Genomic DNA, 19709 nt, shown 5'->3' on the forward strand with positions numbered 1-19709 from the left:
GCTGACACGCTCGGTGATACAATTAATGATAACTTTCAGAAATTAAAACCTGCAGTTTGAATTCACTTGAGTATATATGGTGTGATGAGTAAGGCTGATGCCGCCTGTCGATTAGCCAAAGAAGAAGGCCGTAACCGTTGGCATTTTTATAATCCTGACGATCCGCAAATGCACATTATGTATAACCAAATGCTTGCATCTGTTGATATTACTGGCGCGCTAGCATTGGATCAGTTTGAGTTGTTTTATCAATTAATTGAACCGTTAGTTAAATCAGAGACGGGTATACACATGGAAATCTTGCTGCGGATGGTTCGCAGCGATGGCCAATATATATCACCAGGGGTGTTTTTGCCTGCTGCTGAGCGTTATAACCTAGCGCCTCGAGTCGACCGTTGGGTTATCGATAATTTATTGAACTGGGGCGGAAATAATTTAGCCACATGGGATCAGCTTTCTATGGTGTCGGTGAATTTGTCGGCGATGTCGCTGGCGGATAAAAAATTCATGAATTGGCTCGAAATGCGCTTAATGGTTGAACCTGAGCTGGTCAGTAAATTATGTTTTGAAATTACTGAAACCGCAGCGGTAAGCCAGTTAGATCAAGCCACAGGATTAATTGATTTATTACGACCTTTTGGTTGCAAGATAGCCTTAGATGATTTTGGTTCAGGTTTTTCGAGCTTTGCTTATTTGAAATGTCTTGATGTGGATTATGTTAAAATTGATGGCCAATTCGTGGTGAATTTATGCGAAAACCGCAGTGACAAAGCGATCGTTTCAGCTATTTGTCAGCTTGGCAAAGATATGGATTTTGAAGTTATTGCCGAATTTGTTGAAAACACAGAAATAGGGCTATACCTCAAAAATATTGGCGTCGATTATGCTCAAGGTTACGCCATTAATAAACCGACTCGATTAGCCCAATTACAACACGGTTTACGGACTCCTTGGTTAATATAAGTGTTGTGGTTTGCCGTGAACCGCTGAGTGACGTTAATTAATTTGCGGGTGAAATCGTCAATTAATGACAGATTAGTTCAAATGTGGGTAAAATGCCTGCCAGAGAATCGCCGTAAAAGTTAACCCTCTTGACCTCAAAACAAGCATTACTGCACCCCAAACCATCGGCTGCCATAACACTGCCTATTCAAGCCGTCCTTGAGCCGTTGCGCGCCCGGTTTGCTAGCCACTCACAAATTATTATCGAGGCACCTACGGGAGCAGGCAAGTCAACCGCATTACCATTAGCTATGTTAGCTTGGCCTGAAATTAGCGGCAAAATTCTCATGTTAGAACCACGCCGAGTAGCGGCCCGAAATGTTGCCAAATTTATTGCTCAACAATTGGGGCAAGCCGTTGGACAAGCGGTGGGGTATCGTGTCCGCGGTGAATCAAAAGTCAGTTCACATACTCGATTAGAAATAGTCACTGAAGGTATTCTGACCCGAATGATCCAACACGATCCTGAGCTTAGCGGGATTGATGTGATTATTTTCGACGAAATTCATGAACGACATCTTGCTACTGATTTAGGCTTGGCGTTAGCATTAGAAGTGCAGCAATCATTACGTGACGATTTACACATTATCGCCATGTCAGCCACCTTGTCCGGTTTACCTTTAGACACGTTAATGCCCAACGCCGCGCAGATCCACAGCGATGGTCGCAGTTTTGCGGTTGAGATAGCGTATCAACCTTGCCCGAGCCAACAATTGTGGCTTACACATATGTCACGGGTCATTATCAATACTATTGAGTCGACTCAGTTAGCGGCCTATCAACAAGGCAGTATATTAGCCTTTTTGCCCGGTAAAGGTGAAATCCGCAAACTTGCAGGGTTATTGCGCCAACGCTTAAATGGGTCATGGCTTATCTGTCCTATGTACGGCGATTTGTCTTCTGCCGAGCAAGATCAAGCCATTCGTGCAGCAGAACCCGGTAAACGTAAAATCGTCCTCGCCACCAATGTGGCTGAGTCGAGCTTAACTATCGAAGGGATCACCCTTGTTATTGACAGTGGCTATCGACGTGAAGCCAGTTTTAACCCTAAAACCGGCGTGACACGCTTAGGGCTCAGGCGCATTAGCCAAGCCTCTGCTATTCAGCGTAGTGGGCGTGCAGGGCGTTTAGCTGTGGGGTATTGTGTGCGTTTATGGAGCCAAGAAGAACAAGGGCGAATGCGCAAAGTCGATGAGCCCGAAATCTCTCAAGCCGAGTTGACTTCAATGGCGCTTGATTGTGCCAGTTGGGGGGTGACATCATTTGCTGAGTTATCATTATTAACGCCACCACCACCGATCCACGAGCAAGTTGCCTGGCGATTACTTCAGCAACTTGAATTGATTGACCCGCAACGTAAATTAACCTCTTTGGGCCGTGATGCCTATGCATTAGGTTGCCATCCGCGCTTAGCGCATATGCTCCTAAAAGCCAAACAACTAGCGCGGCATAATGATCAGCCTCAACTTTGTTTACTGGCATGCGTATTGGCTGGCATTATTGAAGCCCGTGGCTTGCCTAAAAAAGGCGCTGATATTCATCATTATTTGACAGAGGCCCTGCAGGGGCAGATTAAACAGCAAGTCAGGCAATGGCAACAATCCTTATCGATATCAGGTCAGGTGAGTGACGTAATACGTAATGCATCCACACGTGATATTAGCTATTTGTTAGCACTTGCTTACCCGGATCGTATTGCTAAGGCTCGCGGTCATGAGGGCTTTTTATTAAGTAATGGTACCGGCGTGGTGATCAGTGCAGATGATAGTTTGGCTCATGAACCTTGGTTAGTGGTTGCTGACTTCCAAGAGACTCAAGGTCGTAATGCTGGGCAAGTTTATCTCGCCGCAAGGCTGGATGAACGTTTGTTTACTGCAGAGCTTGCATCGTTAGTCACCACTCACATTCAAGGTGGATGGGATGATGCAAAAGGGCGGTTCTTTGCTGAAAAACACACCAAAATCGGTGAGGTTATTATTAAAACCGACACTGGTATTATACCTGCTCGGGCACAAATTACCGCCGCATTATTAGCACAAATCCGCATAAAAGGGTTAACAATCCTTAATCGTGACGAAGTATTAATCCAGTTACAATATCGGGTTGAATTAGCTCGACACTATGCGCCAGAGCATGAGTGGCCTTGTTTAAGCGATGAGTACTTGTTGGCTACACTCGAAGATTGGCTTGGGCCCTATTTAGACAACGTCCGTTCATTGACTGCGTTAGCTAAGGTTGGTGCTTATGGATTGGTGAAAAACTTACTCAACTGGCAACAGCAACAATTATTAGAACAATTGGTTCCGACGCATTGGCCTATGGCTACGGGGACTCGTGCGCCGATCCGTTACCAGATGCCCCTTGACGCTGACGGACATTTTTATCATAACCATGAGCAACAAGGCCGAGCATTATTAAGTGTACGGTTACAAGAAGCGTTGGGCTTAGCGCAAAGCCCATTAATATTACACGGCAAAATGACCGTGACGATGGAGCTGTTGTCGCCAGCACAACGACCATTAGCCGTGACGGCGGATTTAGCCAGTTTTTGGCAAGGCCCTTACGTAGACGTTAAAAAAGAAATGCGCGGCCGATACCCAAGGCATTTATGGCCAGATGATCCGGTCAATACTGTGGCGACAAAATTTACTAAAAAGAAAACTCCAGGCGTGTAAATAAGCCATGTCGCTTATTAACAACATGTAATTAATTCAGTGTTATATGGAAAACGAAACCATTATTTATGACTAAAAAAACCAAAAAGTCTTCGGCAACCAAAAAAAACAGTGGCCCATCTTGGAGGCAAAAACTCTGGTCTCTCACATGGAAATTATCAATCGTTGGTATTGCTGTTGTGAGCTTTTATGCTATTTATTTAGATCAAATTATTGGGCAAAAGTTTGAAGGCCAAAAGTGGCATTTGCCTGCCCAAGTTTTTAGTCGCTCAATGGCATTATATCCAGGTGCTGCGATCAACCATCCTCAGTTAATGGCCGAACTTAAGTTACTGGGTTATCGTAAAGTGTCAAACCCACGTCAAGTTGGCGAGTTTTCAGCCTCTAGCACTCGTATTGAATTATGGCGTCGACCGTTTTTACATCCCGAAGGTAATCAAGCTGAACAGCGAGTGATGATCAGTTTTGACTCTGACGGAGTTAGCTCGGTTAACCGCATGTCTGATAAACGTGAATTAGCTGTATTTCATTTAGAACCGGTATTACTCGATCGGATTATTGCTGGCAATGGTGAAGACCGCTTATTTGTGCCGGCGTCAGAGATGCCTGCAATGATCATCGATGCGCTTATTTTGGTTGAAGACCGCAGCTTTTACGATCATTACGGCGTGAACCCACTGGCCATTGCTCGTGCTGCTATGGTTAACATTTCTGCCGGTCGCACTGTGCAAGGTGGATCAACCTTAACCCAACAGTTAGCCAAAAATTTCTTTTTAAGCAGTGAACGCTCAATTGTTCGTAAAGTGCGTGAAGCCATAATGGCATTGATTATTGATTTTCGTTATAGCAAAGATGAAATCCTAGAAGCTTATCTGAATGAAGTTTACATGGGCCAAGATAAGGCGCGTGGCGTACACGGTATGGGGTTAGCGTCACAATTTTATTTTGGTCGCCCAATCGGTGAGCTGACGGTGTCGCAACAAGCCTTTTTGGTGGCAGTGATCAAAGGGCCTTCTTATTACAATCCTTGGCGTAATCCTGATCGTGCTCAAGAGCGTCGAGATCTGGTGCTACGTATATTAATGGAAAATGACCAATTGACTGTTGCACAATATAAGGCCGCAGCAGAGTCGCCTATAGGACTACGCAGTGAGAAAAAGTCAATACACCAAAAATTGCCAGCTTTCTTTGCGGTCGTAAAGCAAGAACTTCGTGAGCGCTACGGCGATACGTTATTACAGCAGTCAGGGGTGAAGGTATACACCACGTTAGATCCTATGGCTCAAGAAGCCGCAGAAAAAGCGGTATTGTCGACGATGGCGTCATTGGATAAACGGGCTAAAAATATTCAAGTTGGCATGGTGGTAACGGACAAATATACCGGCGGCATTGCAGCCATGGTGGGTGACAGACAACCCAGTTATGATGGCTTTAATCGTGCGGTAGAAATTAGACGTCCAATCGGTTCGTTAATTAAACCATTCGTGTATGCAAGTGCATTACGCCAAGGTGATCGATTCACTTTAGCGACCCCAATTGATGACAAACCGATCACGCTAACAAATGAGCAAGGTAAAACCTGGTCGCCTAAAAACGTAGATAAAAAGTTCACTGGTCAAGTACCTTTATTAAGTGCGTTTAAAGATTCAATGAACGTTCCGACAGTCAATGTCGGTTTGGCTGTTGGAGTGGATAACGTTGCTAACACATTGCAAAAGTCGGGTTGGACTGATGATATTTCACCTTATCCATCCATGTTGTTAGGCGCCGTAAATGGTTCACCATTAATGGTGGCTCAAGTTTATCAAACCCTTGCTGATGAAGGTCGTTACCGTAAGTTATCATCGATTACCGCGGTGTTAGACAGTCAAAACCAAGCATTAGATGTGAGTCGTGTGCCATCGTCAATGGCGATTGATCCTGCGACCGATTACTTAGTCCAATATGTGATGAATCAAGTGGTGCTTAGTGGTACGGCTAAACGCTTAGGCCGTGCGTTTCCTGGCGTGCGTTTAGCAGGAAAAACGGGCACCAGTAATGATAGTCGTGACTCATGGTTTGCTGGGTTTGATGAGCGTAACGTAGCGGCAATTTGGGTCGGTCAAGACGATAACAGTAAAACCGGTTTGTACGGCAGCAGCGGCGCAATGGCAGTGTATCAAGCTTTTTTACGTGAACGTCCTCCACTCAGTTTACGTATGTTGCCGGTTAATGGGGTGATCCATGGTTATTTTGACCGCACAACAGGCGCGGCTAAGCAAGGAAATTGTAATAATATTATTGGTTTACCTGCATTAGACTCTAGCTATCATCCGCTAGCCAATTGTGGTGAGTCATTATCTTGGTGGCAGAAGCTGGTTGGAAAGTAAATCGTTAGCTTGACCGTTGTTTAGCTGCAAATATAAAGCCCAAAGTAAGTGATTACTTTGGGCTTTATATATTTAACCTCAGTTTAGAATCATAACGATTATCAAACCGCTCTTCTTTTCTGCTGTTATTATTACATCGACTTGCCATAGATGCGTCAATGCGCTTTGTTAGCAACATCAATGGCAAGTGTGATATTGCCGACTTGAAATAATCCCATTTTATCGTTTTATCTAATCTCTTATCCCGAGTTGGGATTATTTTCGCTGATTGAGTTGGTTACGTAATGTGGTGATCTCTTTGAGCATTTGCTGCTGATTTTGTTCCATGCGTTCAAGGGCTAATTCTAGCTTGGTATTGATTTCTGCTTTATGGGCTTCTTGAGCCTCTTGTGCTTCATTACGTTCTTGCTCATCTGGGGCGACGAAAACAGATGCCATATAACCGGAGATAACCCCAAAAAAGCTAACACCACTGATAATCACCAGTCCACCAATGATATGACCGACCGTAGTGACGGGATAAAAATCACCGTAACCAACCGTTGATATGGTCACTAATGCCCACCAAATTGCTTGTTCTGCGGTTTGGATGTTGGCGTTAGGTTCTGCACTTTCTACCAATAAAATAAGCACCGATGCGGCGGCCAAAATTAATATCATTGCCACCAGTAAACTGGCTAGCGTTGTTTGTTTTCGTTGGCGCAATAATGGGATTAATAAAGATCGGCTCATGCGGATCAGTCGGATCACGCGTAATATTTGGAATATGCGTGCAAATCGCAATGGTTCAATGGCAGGGATGCTGGCAATAAAGTCTATCCAGTGATGCTGGAGGTAGTAGGTTTTACTGCGTGCTTTAAATAAGCCAACAAAAAAATTACTCATAAAAACCATGCATATTGCACTGTCGATATACAGCAGCACTTTGTTGGTTTCGGCGTCTAATCGACCAAAGGTAATGGTGAGCACTATGACCACTGACACTAATGATAACACCATCATCGCAAGTTCGAACGGACTAGGACCATCGACATTTTTTAGCGACCAAGCTTTAGATCCAAGCATGTAGTTAACCTCAACTCTGGATAATAAATGGTTATCAAATAGCCTTTGTTGCGCGACCGGAGTGGTATCAACTAACAATAAGCCCGCTATTGATACGTCAATACACCTTGTTGGCAAAACACATGGAAAGCTTAATATTGCAGACTTAAAACCAAACCGTTTTTAACGATTTATCCCCTCACTTATCCAGCGTTAGGGGTCGTTAAGTCCGCTTACGTTCGTTAACCGATAGGCTTTGTTAATTGATTAGCTTTATCATAACAAAAAAACGCACAAGACAGGAGTCTAGTGCGTTGTTTTTATTTGGCATAATTAGCGTAAAACCGTGTTTATTTTGCTGATTTAGTATCAACAAAATGGACTAGGTCATCTAATACCCGTTTCTTGATTTCCAGCTGTGATTCACTCTCTAAACCGTATCTTTGCGCTAAAATCACGTAGTCTTCAGCATTTAATGATACGGTCAAACGGGGGCGTTTAGGACGTTTAGATACTGACAGTCCGAGTATAGTGCGGATTTGGTCTGAAGGACTTACGCCTTTGTCTAAGGCCGCTTTTCGGATAGAGTATTGAAACTTCTCGTCCAGATCAAAAGCCACTTGAGTCGCTTTTGCCGCTTGTTGGTTTTTAAGCCATTTCTCTGGTAACGGTTTGCCTGAGCTCATTCGAAAATCGTCTCCTAGCTGTATCAGCTTGCTGGCCAGTACTCTCTAATATCGGTCAGTGGTCGATATAAAGTTAACATCACTTCGGTATCTCCACTTTCGTAAACTTCAATATCCACGGCGTGAGAGTCATCAGAATTAACTAAACTATAGCCTTCAAATCCTTCACCGCGGGCATCATCGTCATTTTGAGGCGGTTTAAGGTCTCGATAATCTTGACGATGAAAATAACCAAAACAGCCAAATTCGACTTGATGATATTCATCACTAAGCCATTTATCCCACTCAGCACTTAGCTCGGCGGGAAGCGTTTGCACGCTGAGTGTTGCTTTGCCTGGTTCTTCAAATATTTCAGAAAAGGCCTCAAGATCAAACAATTGTTCAACCTCCGCGCGATTGATTTTCATTGAAATACTTAAGTAGGGTTCATCTTCTTTTATATAGGATAAATAAATTGCGCTGCCGCTATGGCCACGTAATAAGAATTCACAAAGCTGCGAGCGCTGGTATTCATAAGTATGAATACCCTCAACCTTAAGCTGTTGCCCACGCAATTGCGTGGGCAAAGCAAAACTGTCATCAAAGGTGATCATATCACCCTTGAGCAGTTTATTGGGATGGTCAAGCTGGCGCTTCGGGGCTTCTTTTTTGCCAAATAGGCCGCTAAGAAATCCCATATTCGCCTAGCCTTTTCGTGCTTTGATGCGATCTAACACGGCATTGGCATTCGACTTTTGCTCACCAATACCTGCTTGAGCTAGTTTGGCATGTAATGACTTGTCGCTACTTTCATCCGCTAATGTTTCTGACGCCTTTAAGCGGTCATCAAACTGCTGTTGACGTGCTTTGATACGCTCAAGTGAATCTTTAGCATTAAGCAGTTTAGAGTTGCTTGAGGCAAACGAGTCAGTAATAGTCGCGGTTGCTTTTTGCACGCTTTCAGTGGTTTTAACCATGGTTAATTGACGTTGGTAATCATTTAACTGACGCTCGGTCTTTTTGACTAAGTCTTTTAAACGCAGCGCATGGGAACTAAAGCTGTCATTGGCAGTTTGTTGTTCGGATAACTCTTCGTCTAACTGAGCAATCTTTTCAGCAATTTCAATAGCTAATGCTTCATTACCTTTGTCTAGCGCTTGGGCCACATAACCCTCGTGTTCGGTAACGCTGCGCTTTAAGCGATCAATTTCACGACTGGCCTGCATTTCTTTTGCCATGACATCAGTTAACTCACGCTTTGCGCGAGTTAAATGCTTTTCTGCATCACGAATTTCTTGTTCAAAAATACGGGTTGAGTTTGCGTCAACGACAGTCTGGCCAACTTCGGTTGCACCACCACGAAACGCTGTAAGAATCTTGTTTAGAATGCCCATAATTGGCTCCTTAGTTTAAAAATTCGACGAGTTCGTCGATAACTTCCAGACAGTTGTCTGACAGAACGGCTAATTCTTGTTCAATTTCTTCCATGCTTGATTGCACAGACAAAGCACCGTAAACCACATATTTATCATCGATTTTCGCAAATGATGATAATGGCATTGGAATGTTGAGCTCTAACATGGTCTCAAACATTTCAGCGCGGCGATCTTGGTTTACTTCGTTTTCGCCCCACAGATAACTGATACACAATATTTGGTTGTCAGTTACTGATACAAACACCGGAATTTCTTCACGGCTGACAATATTGACTTGTAACACTTCAACATCACCGTCAATCGGATAACAATCAAACTGAAAACCGGTTTTGCTTTGATCGCAAAGTCCATTTAGGTGACTTGCAATGGTATGGATGTTCATATTTGTCCTTAATTGACATATTATGTCTGTGAGTAACGATAGCATCTAGACATAATATGTCAAGCGCTATCTGGTTCAATTAAAAAAGATTAATTACTTCATATTCTGACCAAGCTGCTAGGTGGTAATGATACAGCTGTAATGAACCAATTTCGTTTACGTTAATGCTATCGATATCATCATAAAAATCACCCGGGAATTCAAATGAAGCCTTGATTAAGCCTGGGGTTAACCATTCTTCTGGCACTGGTAGTGTCTGTAATGTCGCGAGTCGTTGTTGTGGGTTTTTGCCCATTTTACTGCCCATGCTCCAGCCCCATTCACCAAAGCTAGGCACATTATGATGATACTGTTTTACATTAAATCCTGCTGCAGTCAGTGTCTTGCCAACAGACATAAACGCTTTGCGTGCATGATAGGGGGAGGTTGATTGCACTGTGATGACACCATCGGCGCTGAGCAGCTCATTGAGTTTTCGGTAAAATAAATCCGAATAGAGTTTGTTTAAGTCAGGATGGCTTGGGTCGGGTAAGTCAACAATGATGGCATCAAACATTTGGCCTTTTTGGATCAGCTTATCAACCCCATTAAACGCATCGTCAACGACCAGCGTTAATCGTGGATCGTTTAACGAATTTCCATTTAATGCTAGTAATGCATCGCTCAAACGTTGCGGCATATCTGCTGGCGGTGATGTAAATAAGCTCAACAAGTCTTGATCTAAATCCATCAATGTAACCGCTTTAGGTTGCCATTTGAGCACTTGTTTTAAGCCTAAACCATCGCCGCCGCCAATAATGAGCACGTTATTGTGCCGGGCACTGGCCGCTAATGTTGGATGAACTAAAAAGCTGTGGTAAATATGCTCGTCGCTACTAGAGAATTGCAAACGCCCATTGATGTATAAATTATAAACTGGCGCTAACCCTCCACCACGTAAACGCTCAGTAAAGTTGAGCTGCTGGAACCGGGTTGCTTTGGCATACACTACATGATCTTTATACAATAGATTATTAAAATGTTGTTCCCAATTAGGGCCTTTAACCGCTAAAATTCCAATCACAACACTGGCAATAATATGGCCAATAAGCAGCCATTTAACATGACGAATTTTGGCCCAAAAGCGCCAAATAAATACTAGTCCAGCGAGTAAATTAACACTTGCGGTTAGCGCAGCCGCTAATTGAATATCAATGGCTAGCATAAAGCCGACCCAAATAGCCGCGCCTATACCTGCACCAATGTAATCGGCACCATATATGGTGCCGGCATTATGCAGTAAGTGCGCTTCAGATAAGGATTGCCGAACGCGAGCAATAAGCGGAATTTCCATACCAATCATTAACCCAAGCAATACACCCCATACATAAGGTAAGTATTTGCTGAGGGTTTGCAGGCCAGCAATAAAGCCGCCATTGGGTAAATGATCAGGAGGCAGACCCAGCGTATTGGCTATAGCTAAAGGAAGTTGTTGGCCAAACCCAATGACCGCAGCGGTAACAATAATGGCAAACGAGCCGCACAGTGCTACTGTTAACTCGAGCATGGCAAAGCCTGTGAATGCGCATTTTATTTTACGGGCGGCAAATGCTCCTACGCCCATAGACACAATCATCAAACCTATCATGGTGTAAATAGCGGCTTCTAGCGCGCCTAAAATACGCCCCGCATAGTGCGATAATAAGTATTCATAAATAAGACCGCATCCCGCCAGCGAGGCCATAATGCCGAGCAATAAGGCATCATCAAGCCACGATACTTCACGGGAGGGAAGGGAACTTTGCTGTGGGTCCCCCGGTGTTGTGTTAACGGGAAGATCATCGAGCAAAGGTGTTGTCATAAATTAAGCCATTAACGCCGTAAGAATAAGAGCAACAGCAATACTAATTGCCATTTCAACGGCTGCAATACCAATGTTGTGTTGTTTTTCAACTTCTTCAGCCAGATTGATACCGGCTAACACCAGTTTTTTCACTATGGCGATCAACAGCGATAACACCACCAGCATGATCAGTGAAAAAACGCACCAACTAATAATGTTGCTTAAATGGGCGCTTGGGTCATAAACAATGAAATGGCTGGCCGCTTTAAAGCTTAACGCCATCGCTATCATATAGCCGCTGTGACGTAGTGCTAATGCGGTTTGATTTTGGGTTAATGCTTGTTGCATTGAGGCGCTTTGATTACGTTTAGCATAACGTTTTTCACGTAATCGAGTGAGTATGACTAGCATCAATTGTGAGATTAAAAATGCACTAAAAATACCAATAAAGGTATCTAGGGTAAGATCTTCTGCCCACATTAATACTGCGCGAATAATAATCGCAGTGGCAATGGCAGCCGCGGCGTCAACCACAGCAACAGAGACATTACCTTTAAGAATTTCATCGTTCTTAGCAAATTCATTTAAGGCTATTTTATCATGTAAAAACCGGCCTAATTTAATTAGCACTAAGCCAAACAAGCCGTAAGCCGACATGCCAATAGCTTCGGTTAAATAAGACGGTGCAGCTTCGCCAGTGATGGCCCCTGTAAGCACAATCCCTAATGCAGCGATCGCACCTGCGGTACTAATACCAAACGCAAAATTGTCGCGCTCTGCAAGCTCAGCACTGCTATTGACTTTAATGCTCCAACCTTGCAAATAACGCATCAACGCCAGTAAAATTATAGCGATGGTTAAATCAATGGCTAAAATAATCGCCAAATGTTGAGTTAAGCCATATTCTTGAAAAAATGTCATGGTGAGTCCTTACCTATTTTCCACGGCTAACACCGCGACTAGTGCGGCTGCTTGAGTTACGGAAACTACTGTCTTTTGAATAGCTCGAACGGAATTTTCTACTCGCGCTTTGGGTAGTGCTACTGGCTTTGGGTACGCTCGCACTTTGACGTGACAAGCTTGTTGAGCCTGTTCGAGTTTTGGCATAAGGGCTATCGAATCGTTTCCCTTGGCTGTTAAAACGTTTCTTGGTTTGTTCAAAGGTTTTTGCTTGCGAGGTCGCTTGGCTTGGTGATGTGTAACGGTAACGTCCTACATCATTGTAGTAGCTGTAGCCACGGTTACCTGACCAACGACCGTAACCTATTGGACGAGAGAAGTTAGAAAACATCGCATACATGCCATACCAAGCCCAGATTGAGGTGCCGCTTGAATTATTTTGCCAACTACCGTAAGACGGATTGCCCACCAGCTGACTACCAGCACCACTGCCTTCGGAGCCATTTGCCAGCGCTTCAGCTTCACGGCTGATAGCATTGACTCTGGCCAGTTGCCCATTAGACATATCGGCAACTACATTGACGGGATCGGACAGCATATCGTTATACAAACTGCTGTCGGCGGCTTGATAAATATTCTGTGCTTCAGCTAATTGCTGGTCTAAATCAATAAAGTTAGCGCTGTTGTTTAAGTCTTTATTACGACGGGTTAATGACGTAAACATTGGACCTTCTGTGCCAGCATCTTTAGCCAACTCTTCCAGCAATGGGGTTAAATCGGATTGACGCTGAGCGAGAATACGGCAGTATTGTTTGAGTAATGTCGCATTACGCAGCTGATTGTTGTTGAGCGAACTAGCCAACAGATCAAGACGTTGTTGGGCAAGTTGCTGGTACTGAGCAATTTGTTCCGGTCTGTTATCACCGCAACCGCCAAGGGTTAACGTGACAAACAATACGGTTATCAATGTGAGTACACGGGGGAGGTGACCTACCATGTTTTCTCCAAATGTAGATTTTTCATGTGCTAATTCAATATGACACAGGTTATAGTAATCTGGGTGTCAATGATATTAATCTGAACATTAGACTGACTGATAGATATACCACTCGCGACATAATATGTCCAACACTCATTTCTTTAGGGATCATTATTGCCATGCAAAACCAAGGTGACAAGGTATTATCTGCCGCGATGTTAGCCAGTGCAGATCGTTACTGGTTAAGACTCTGTGATGTTTGGCCTGAAGCTAAAACAGCACTGACCGCCGTGCAACAGCAAGAGTTAAAGACCGTATTTGGCTTGAGTGATTATATGGGAGAGCAACTTTGCCGTCATCCAGAATGGATTGTGCAGTTATTTAATGGCTTATTAGATGATGTTGTGCGCAGTGAGTTTGATGCTGGGTTACATTCGCTGTTAGCGGAATTAACGCAAGAAGAACAAGTTAAATCGGTTTTACGTCGTTATCGTAATGTGCAAATGGTTCGCTTAGCGTGGCGTGATTTTTTAAATTACACCCCAGTCGAAGAGTCATTACTCGATTTGTCTGCATTAGCAGAGGCATTGGTTATTGCTGGGCGAGATTGGTTATACCAAGAGATGTGTAAGCAATACGGTACACCGATGAGTGCAGAAGGTAAGCCACAACCTTTATTGATTTTGGGGATGGGGAAATTAGGCGGACGTGAGCTTAATTTTTCATCTGATATCGATTTAATTTTTACCTTTCCAGAACATGGTGAAACCGTTGGCGGTCGACGGACTCAGGACAATCAACAATTTTTTATTCGCATGGGCCAGCGTTTGGTTAATCTACTCGACCAAGTGACCGTAGATGGATTTGTATTTCGGGTCGACATGCGTTTACGTCCTTATGGTGAAAGTGGTCCTTTGGTGGTCAGCTTTAGTGGGTTAGAAGACTATTACCAAGAGCAAGGTCGCGATTGGGAACGTTATGCCATGGTCAAAGCGCGAGTGCTTGGTCCTTGGTCGGGCTATTGTGACGAGCTCCATGATTTATTACGCCCGTTTGTTTATCGGCGTTATATTGATTTTTCTGCCATTGAATCACTGCGTAAAATGAAGCAACTGATTGCCCAAGAAGTTAGGCGTCGTCAGTTAACTGACAATATTAAGCTTGGTGCTGGCGGGATCCGTGAAGTCGAATTCGTGGTGCAAAGTTTTCAGTTGATCCGTGGCGGACGCGAGCCTGCATTGCGACAGCAAAGTTTATTTGGCGCCATTGATACCTTGTACAGCCTAGGGCAGTTGGAATATTTAGCCGTCGATGAGCTTAAACACAGTTATATTTTATTGCGTCGCGTGGAGAATTTATTGCAGGCCATTGACGATAAACAAACGCAAACCCTGCCCAATAATGAACTCGATTGGCAGCGTTTATGTTACCCGCTAGGGGTAGAAGACGAAGCGGCACTTCGCCAAAAAATCAACAAGGCGATGGCAACCATTCATGGTCACTTCAATGACACAGTAGGCGGGGCTGACAGCCACGAACATAATGATCATTGGACCTGTTTATTTTGGAATATTCAGCAAGATGAACACGCTAATGCCTTGTTGCAAGAGCAACAAATCGATGATGCCGAATTATGGCCACTATTAAATGAGTGGCATCAAACGGTGTCCAAACGTTCTATCGGGCCGCGAGGACGTGAAACGCTCGATAAGCTAATGCCTAAGTTGCTGGAAGAATTAGTCAATCAAGTTAAACCGAGTCAAGCGTTTAAACCTGTGTCAAAAGTGCTGGATAAAATCTTAACCCGTACCACTTATCTAGAGCTTTTGTGTGAAAACCCGGGCGCTCGACAGCAGTTAGTCAGTTTGTGCTGTGCAAGTCCTTGGATTGCGCGCGAGCTGGCCAATTTCCCGATGCTGCTAGATGAGTTAATTGATCCGTCGCAGCTGTATGACATTACCTCGATTGATGATTACCCTAGCGAATTACGTCAGTACTTGTTACGGGTACCAGAAGATGACATGGAACAGCAAATGGAAGCGTTGCGGCAGTTTAAATTGTCTCAACAGCTCAAGATTGCTGCCGCCGATGTGACTGGCGTTTTACCTGTGATGCAGGTAAGTGATCATTTAACCTTTTTAGCCGAAGCCATTATCGAGCAAGTCGTGCTGCAAGCTTGGCATCAAGTGGCGTCTCGCCACGGTATTCCCGAGGAAACTAGCCCTAGCAACATGGGGTTTGCGGTGATTGGTTACGGTAAACTCGGTGGCATTGAGCTAGGTTATGGTTCTGATTTAGATTTGGTTTTTTTACACGGTCATACCGGTTCTGGCACTACAGATGGCAAACGCCCGATCGACAATGGCTACTTTTACTTAAAACTGGCGCAGCGAATTGTGCATTTATTTGCCACCCGCACAACCTCGGGTGAATTATATGAAGTCGACATGCGTTTACGACCCTCTGGCGCATCTGGCTTGTTAGTCAGTGAAATTGAGCATTTTGGTGCCTATTTACAACAAGAAGCCTGGACGTGGGAGCATCAAGCTTTAGTGCGGGCTCGTTTTGTGTTTGGTGATTATTCGCTGGCAGGACGCTTTAGTGAGCTACGCTCGCAAGTCTTGCAAATAGAGCGAGATAAAGTGGTATTGGCCAAAGCCGTCAGGGACATGCGTATCAAAATGCGTGAGCACTTGCTCCGCGTTGAGCCAGGGCAATTTGATTTAAAACAGAGTGCTGGTGGGATTGCTGACATCGAATTTATCGCTCAGTACCTAGTCTTAGCCTATGCCTACCAATATCAAGAGTTAACCATTTGGTCTGATAATGTGCGTATATTTGAAGTATTAGCTGAGTTGGAGTTATTGCCTATCATGCAAGCCCAGCAGTTAACTCAAACCTATTGCTGGCTCCGCGACGAGAATCATGAACTGACATTGCAACAATTACCCAGTAAATTATCCAAGCAAAGCGTGCAGCAAAAAACAGAAAGTGTGGTGGAGATTTATAATCATATTTTAGGGGTTGACGGTTAATTAAATGGATCCAGGTTGATATCTCGTCAGTTAACAGCGGTTTTCAGCATCGATTGGGTTGATAAGTTTAATCGACTCCCAGTGCTAATGATTTAAGTCTGTGCAATGTGAAGAGGTATGCGAAATCCACCAAGATATTTCATGTTGTGGTCATGCCATTAACCTGCAAGGTATTAGCGCGTTTTGAGCAGAAGGTGGTTCAACATCAGCTTGGATACAGCAAGCCTTAGCGCCACGCGTATTAGTAAAGCTGTGGTGCATCGACCAGCAAAGCCGTGATTAACTTCATACCATTATCAGCTTAACGTCGATAACGCGATGTTGGTTGATAAAGCCGCTCATCATCAGGCTAAATAATACCGGATGAGATAAACCAATACTCACTTGAGGCATTCGTTTTGGTTCAAATAATATGGGCGTTAAGCTAATTTATAACGGTTTACCCTAGTATCTGCGCAATCCACAATTGGTAGACGGGTAGGCCTATTAATACGTTAATCGGAAACGTTATCCCCAGCGACGCCAACATAGCCAAGCCGATATTCGCATCCGGTATCGCCGCCTTAATTGCTGCAGGAGCCGCAATGTAAGATGCACTGGCACTTAGGGCTGCAAGCACCAAAATACTGCCAGAGGGTAAATCAAGTAACACCCCTAAACCGATACCCGCCCAAGCCAGTACAAATGGAATGACCGCTGCAAATAATAATAAACGCCATTGCTTGTATGGGATCGGTAAGCACACTTTAGCGGTACTAATCCCCATTTCTAATAAGAATAGTGCTAACAAGGTTTTAAAACCCGCCAATAACATTGGTGTGAGTGGTGCCATGCCGCTGGAGCCATATATCCAGCCTATGACCACCCCACCACAGAGCAACACAACTCCGCGACTTGTCAGGGCTTCGTGCAATACGCTGCCAGCCGAAGCGTGTTGACTATTTCCTGCGGTTTTGGCTTGTAAATAACGATGTAGCCATAACATGATAATAATCGCAGGCAGTTCAAGTAACACCAGATACAATGTTGTTTCAGGTCGTAAAGGCCATTGAGATTGATCGACCATGGTCATCACCACGGCAAATGTTCCCGCACTGACTGAGCCATAATGGGCCGCAATGCTAATGGCTTCTTTTTGTGGTAATTGAATTAATTTTCGAAGCAAAGGGTAAAGAGTCAGTGGGATAATAAACCCAAGTGCAATAATAGACAGTAATTCAGTGATCGCTAAATTTTTGGTTTCACCATGCAGTGCCATTCCGCCTTTAAGTCCTAGCGTCAGCATTAGCAAGATGGACAGGGTTTCGTAGGTGGCTTTAGGGACTTTTAAATCTGATTTGATCAGTCCAGCAAGCAAACCTAGGGCAAAAAAGGCAATCACAATATCAGGCATGGTATAGGTTCAGTCTGTTATAAAGTATGGTGATTTTGCCTTGTTGTGTTAACAAATGGAAATGTTTTAACTGAAAAAGAAACTGCAATACTGAGCCGCTTTAAACTAAGCCGTTCGATTAAGGACTGATCGATTCAATGCAGATCGATTGCTGAGGGATCTATTCAATGTAGGTCGATTAATGACTGAACTATTTAGTGCAGATCGATTACTGAGGGATCTATTCAATGCAGATCGATTAATGACTGATCTATTTAGTGCAGATCGATTAATGACTGGCCTATTAAAAACTGATCTATTAAATACTGATCTATTGAGGGCTGATCTATTAAAGGCAATCGGCGTATAGTATCTTTAAATAGCAACATAAAAAATTAACAGCAGAGCATGACATGAAAAATGAAATTGATATTCACCGTGCGTTAAAAGTATTTAACAAAGTCACCCAACATGGCGAAAAGCGTGCCATTGAAGACGGTCATTTTGGCCATGATTATTGGTTATGTGGCATTAGCGCGCAAACAGACCATGATGGTTATACTATTACCTTATCTGACGCTCAGGTCAGCTTAACGGTGTTTTTTCACAATAAATATCAGTTCGAATATCCGACCAGTGATGCCCTTGACAACTTCTTACGTCGTTTTAATGACGTTGAAAATTACCAAGCATCTTAGTCTAGCGCTAGGTGACTAAGCACCGTTAGCCTTAGTCATACAGGCTTATTTTACGCCCATTGTTGCATTTCAATAAGGCGACTATAAGTGCGTCGAAACTCAAACTGTAATGCCCCATTTAGATACAAATCTTCTAAGCTGGAATGGCTATTGAGGATTAACCTCACTTTTTGATCGTAGAGTTCATCCACTAAACTGATAAAGCGCCGAGTGGGATCGTCTTCACTGGCATACGCCAGTTGTCTTTCGCCTGTGGTCGTCGCTACCGCGCCATCTTCAGTGCCGCGCGCTTTAATCCAACTGCGTACTTCGCCGCCTAATGTAGGCACATTGCTGAGTAAAATATGGCTAAATTGTCCCGCCAGTTCAATATAATCCAATGCCGATCGCGGACCTTGGCACAAGGCTGAAAATTCAAACCAAGCAAGTTGTCCATATTGGGCCGCAATGGCAATATCGCGATGACAAACCTCAATTGAATCTGGATGACTTATGATGCTGGCATTAGCTTGTGGATATTGTTGACATAATCGTTGAAAAACGGCTTCAGGCTTCGTTGATGAAGGCAGTTTCAGCCAAGCTGCTGGCGTTGCAATTGTAGATAGTGTTGCGGCATTGGTTGGTAAACGATGATCAACAGGGCCGTTTAAATGGATTGTCTGGGTGTATTTAAGCAGGAGATCGATCGTCGGTAAAAAACGATCGCGCTGTAAACCATTTTTATATAAGTCCACTATGGGCACATTTGAGGTTGCTACTAAGGTCACGCCTGATTGAAATAAGGTTTCAAATAATCGGCCCAGTAAAATAGCATCGCCAATGTCAGATACAAAAAACTCATCAAAGCAAATTACAGAGTATTTCGCCGCGATCTGCTTAGCAATATGAGTTAAGGGATCGCGGATCCCCGATGTCTGATTTAATTGCTGGTGGAGCATGGCCATAAAACGATGAAAGTGTAGGCGTAATACCGTTTTTTTTGCTTTAAGTAACCCACCACACTCGCTCCGATCACACAGGCCCTGATACAACAAATCCATCAAAAAAGTTTTTCCTCGGCCGACATCCCCCCACAAATATAAGCCCCGAATGACCGGTTGTGCTGAAGTATATTGCTGATAGAGCGAATCTAAGGCGAGTATTGCTTGATGTTGCGCGGGATCATCAACAATATTTTGTTGAACGCGCTGCTGGTAGGCTTGTAATGGAGACATAACACTTAAGGTAAATTGTTGACCTGGGTAGTATACCATTAACGGTTCTCTTTATTATGGTGTGCATTTCCTTTAAGCTCTCGTGACAAAAAATAACAAATCATTAACTCTGAGCA

At 43.9% G+C, this 19709-nt stretch carries 14 protein-coding genes and 1 pseudogene; 5 read left to right on the forward strand and 10 right to left on the reverse strand.

Annotated elements, in window-relative coordinates; all coding sequences use genetic code 11:
- Positions 1-72 precede the first annotated feature (72 nt).
- The 3 genes and pseudogenes from AAEZ02_RS11770 to mrcB form a co-directional block, all read left to right on the forward strand.
- A pseudogene (locus tag AAEZ02_RS11770) lies at positions 73-963 on the forward strand (EAL domain-containing protein); the annotation flags it as partial.
- Between the two features lie 128 nt (positions 964-1091).
- Positions 1092-3677, forward strand: a complete 2586-nt coding sequence (hrpB, locus tag AAEZ02_RS11775; RefSeq protein WP_351123200.1) for an ATP-dependent helicase HrpB — start codon at positions 1092-1094, stop codon at positions 3675-3677.
- 68 nt (positions 3678-3745) lie between these two features.
- Positions 3746-6046 (forward strand): penicillin-binding protein 1B, encoded by a 2301-nt coding sequence (gene mrcB / locus AAEZ02_RS11780; RefSeq protein WP_101034199.1) that lies wholly within the window; start codon positions 3746-3748, stop codon positions 6044-6046.
- A gap of 255 nt (positions 6047-6301) precedes the next feature.
- Here mrcB and AAEZ02_RS11785 read toward each other — a convergent pair whose 3' ends face one another.
- From AAEZ02_RS11785 to AAEZ02_RS11820, 8 genes are all read right to left on the reverse strand, one after another.
- Positions 6302-7111 (reverse strand): potassium channel family protein, encoded by an 810-nt coding sequence (locus tag AAEZ02_RS11785; RefSeq protein WP_101034808.1) that lies wholly within the window; start codon positions 7109-7111, stop codon positions 6302-6304.
- Between the two features lie 329 nt (positions 7112-7440).
- Positions 7441-7776 carry a hypothetical protein gene (locus AAEZ02_RS11790; RefSeq protein ID WP_101034200.1) on the reverse strand — a complete coding sequence of 112 codons (336 nt, stop codon included), beginning with the start codon at positions 7774-7776 and terminating at the stop codon, positions 7441-7443.
- Positions 7777-7799: 23 nt separating this feature from the next.
- Positions 7800-8453 (reverse strand): hypothetical protein, encoded by a 654-nt coding sequence (locus AAEZ02_RS11795; protein ID WP_351076340.1) that lies wholly within the window; start codon positions 8451-8453, stop codon positions 7800-7802.
- A 6-nt stretch (positions 8454-8459) separates the two neighbouring features.
- Complete coding sequence (locus tag AAEZ02_RS11800; RefSeq protein WP_101034202.1) at positions 8460-9149, reverse strand: PspA/IM30 family protein; 690 nt, start codon at positions 9147-9149, stop codon at positions 8460-8462.
- 10 nt (positions 9150-9159) lie between these two features.
- Positions 9160-9573, reverse strand: coding sequence for a YjfI family protein (locus tag AAEZ02_RS11805; protein WP_101034203.1), 414 nt, complete (start codon positions 9571-9573; stop codon positions 9160-9162).
- Positions 9574-9652: 79 nt separating this feature from the next.
- Positions 9653-11413 carry a polyamine aminopropyltransferase gene (locus tag AAEZ02_RS11810; RefSeq protein WP_233768622.1) on the reverse strand — a complete coding sequence of 587 codons (1761 nt, stop codon included), beginning with the start codon at positions 11411-11413 and terminating at the stop codon, positions 9653-9655.
- Between the two features lie 3 nt (positions 11414-11416).
- The gene (locus AAEZ02_RS11815) at positions 11417-12316 is read right to left on the reverse strand and encodes a DUF350 domain-containing protein (protein WP_351123205.1); all 900 of its coding nucleotides are present in this window, start codon (positions 12314-12316) and stop codon (positions 11417-11419) included.
- Positions 12317-12329: 13 nt separating this feature from the next.
- Positions 12330-13292, reverse strand: a complete 963-nt coding sequence (locus AAEZ02_RS11820; RefSeq protein ID WP_101034205.1) for a hypothetical protein — start codon at positions 13290-13292, stop codon at positions 12330-12332.
- A gap of 161 nt (positions 13293-13453) precedes the next feature.
- Here AAEZ02_RS11820 and glnE point away from each other — a divergent pair, with 161 nt between their 5' ends.
- Positions 13454-16309 carry a bifunctional [glutamate--ammonia ligase]-adenylyl-L-tyrosine phosphorylase/[glutamate--ammonia-ligase] adenylyltransferase gene (glnE, locus tag AAEZ02_RS11825; RefSeq protein ID WP_164839441.1) on the forward strand — a complete coding sequence of 952 codons (2856 nt, stop codon included), beginning with the start codon at positions 13454-13456 and terminating at the stop codon, positions 16307-16309.
- 439 nt (positions 16310-16748) lie between these two features.
- On the opposite strand, the gene AAEZ02_RS11830 is transcribed toward glnE, so the two are convergent.
- Positions 16749-17702 carry a sodium-dependent bicarbonate transport family permease gene (locus tag AAEZ02_RS11830; RefSeq protein ID WP_101034206.1) on the reverse strand — a complete coding sequence of 318 codons (954 nt, stop codon included), beginning with the start codon at positions 17700-17702 and terminating at the stop codon, positions 16749-16751.
- Positions 17703-18094: 392 nt separating this feature from the next.
- On the opposite strand from AAEZ02_RS11830, the gene AAEZ02_RS11835 reads away from it, so the two are divergent.
- Complete coding sequence (locus AAEZ02_RS11835) at positions 18095-18379, forward strand: DUF3081 domain-containing protein (protein ID WP_101034207.1); 285 nt, start codon at positions 18095-18097, stop codon at positions 18377-18379.
- A 50-nt stretch (positions 18380-18429) separates the two neighbouring features.
- Here the strand turns inward: AAEZ02_RS11835 and zapE are convergent, their stop codons facing one another.
- Positions 18430-19632, reverse strand: a complete 1203-nt coding sequence (gene zapE / locus AAEZ02_RS11840) for a cell division protein ZapE (RefSeq protein WP_351123208.1) — start codon at positions 19630-19632, stop codon at positions 18430-18432.
- Positions 19633-19709: the final 77 nt, after the last annotated feature.

This window comes from Shewanella sp. T24-MNA-CIBAN-0130 (genome assembly GCF_040310185.1).
Classification (GTDB): domain Bacteria; phylum Pseudomonadota; class Gammaproteobacteria; order Enterobacterales; family Shewanellaceae; genus Shewanella; species Shewanella psychromarinicola.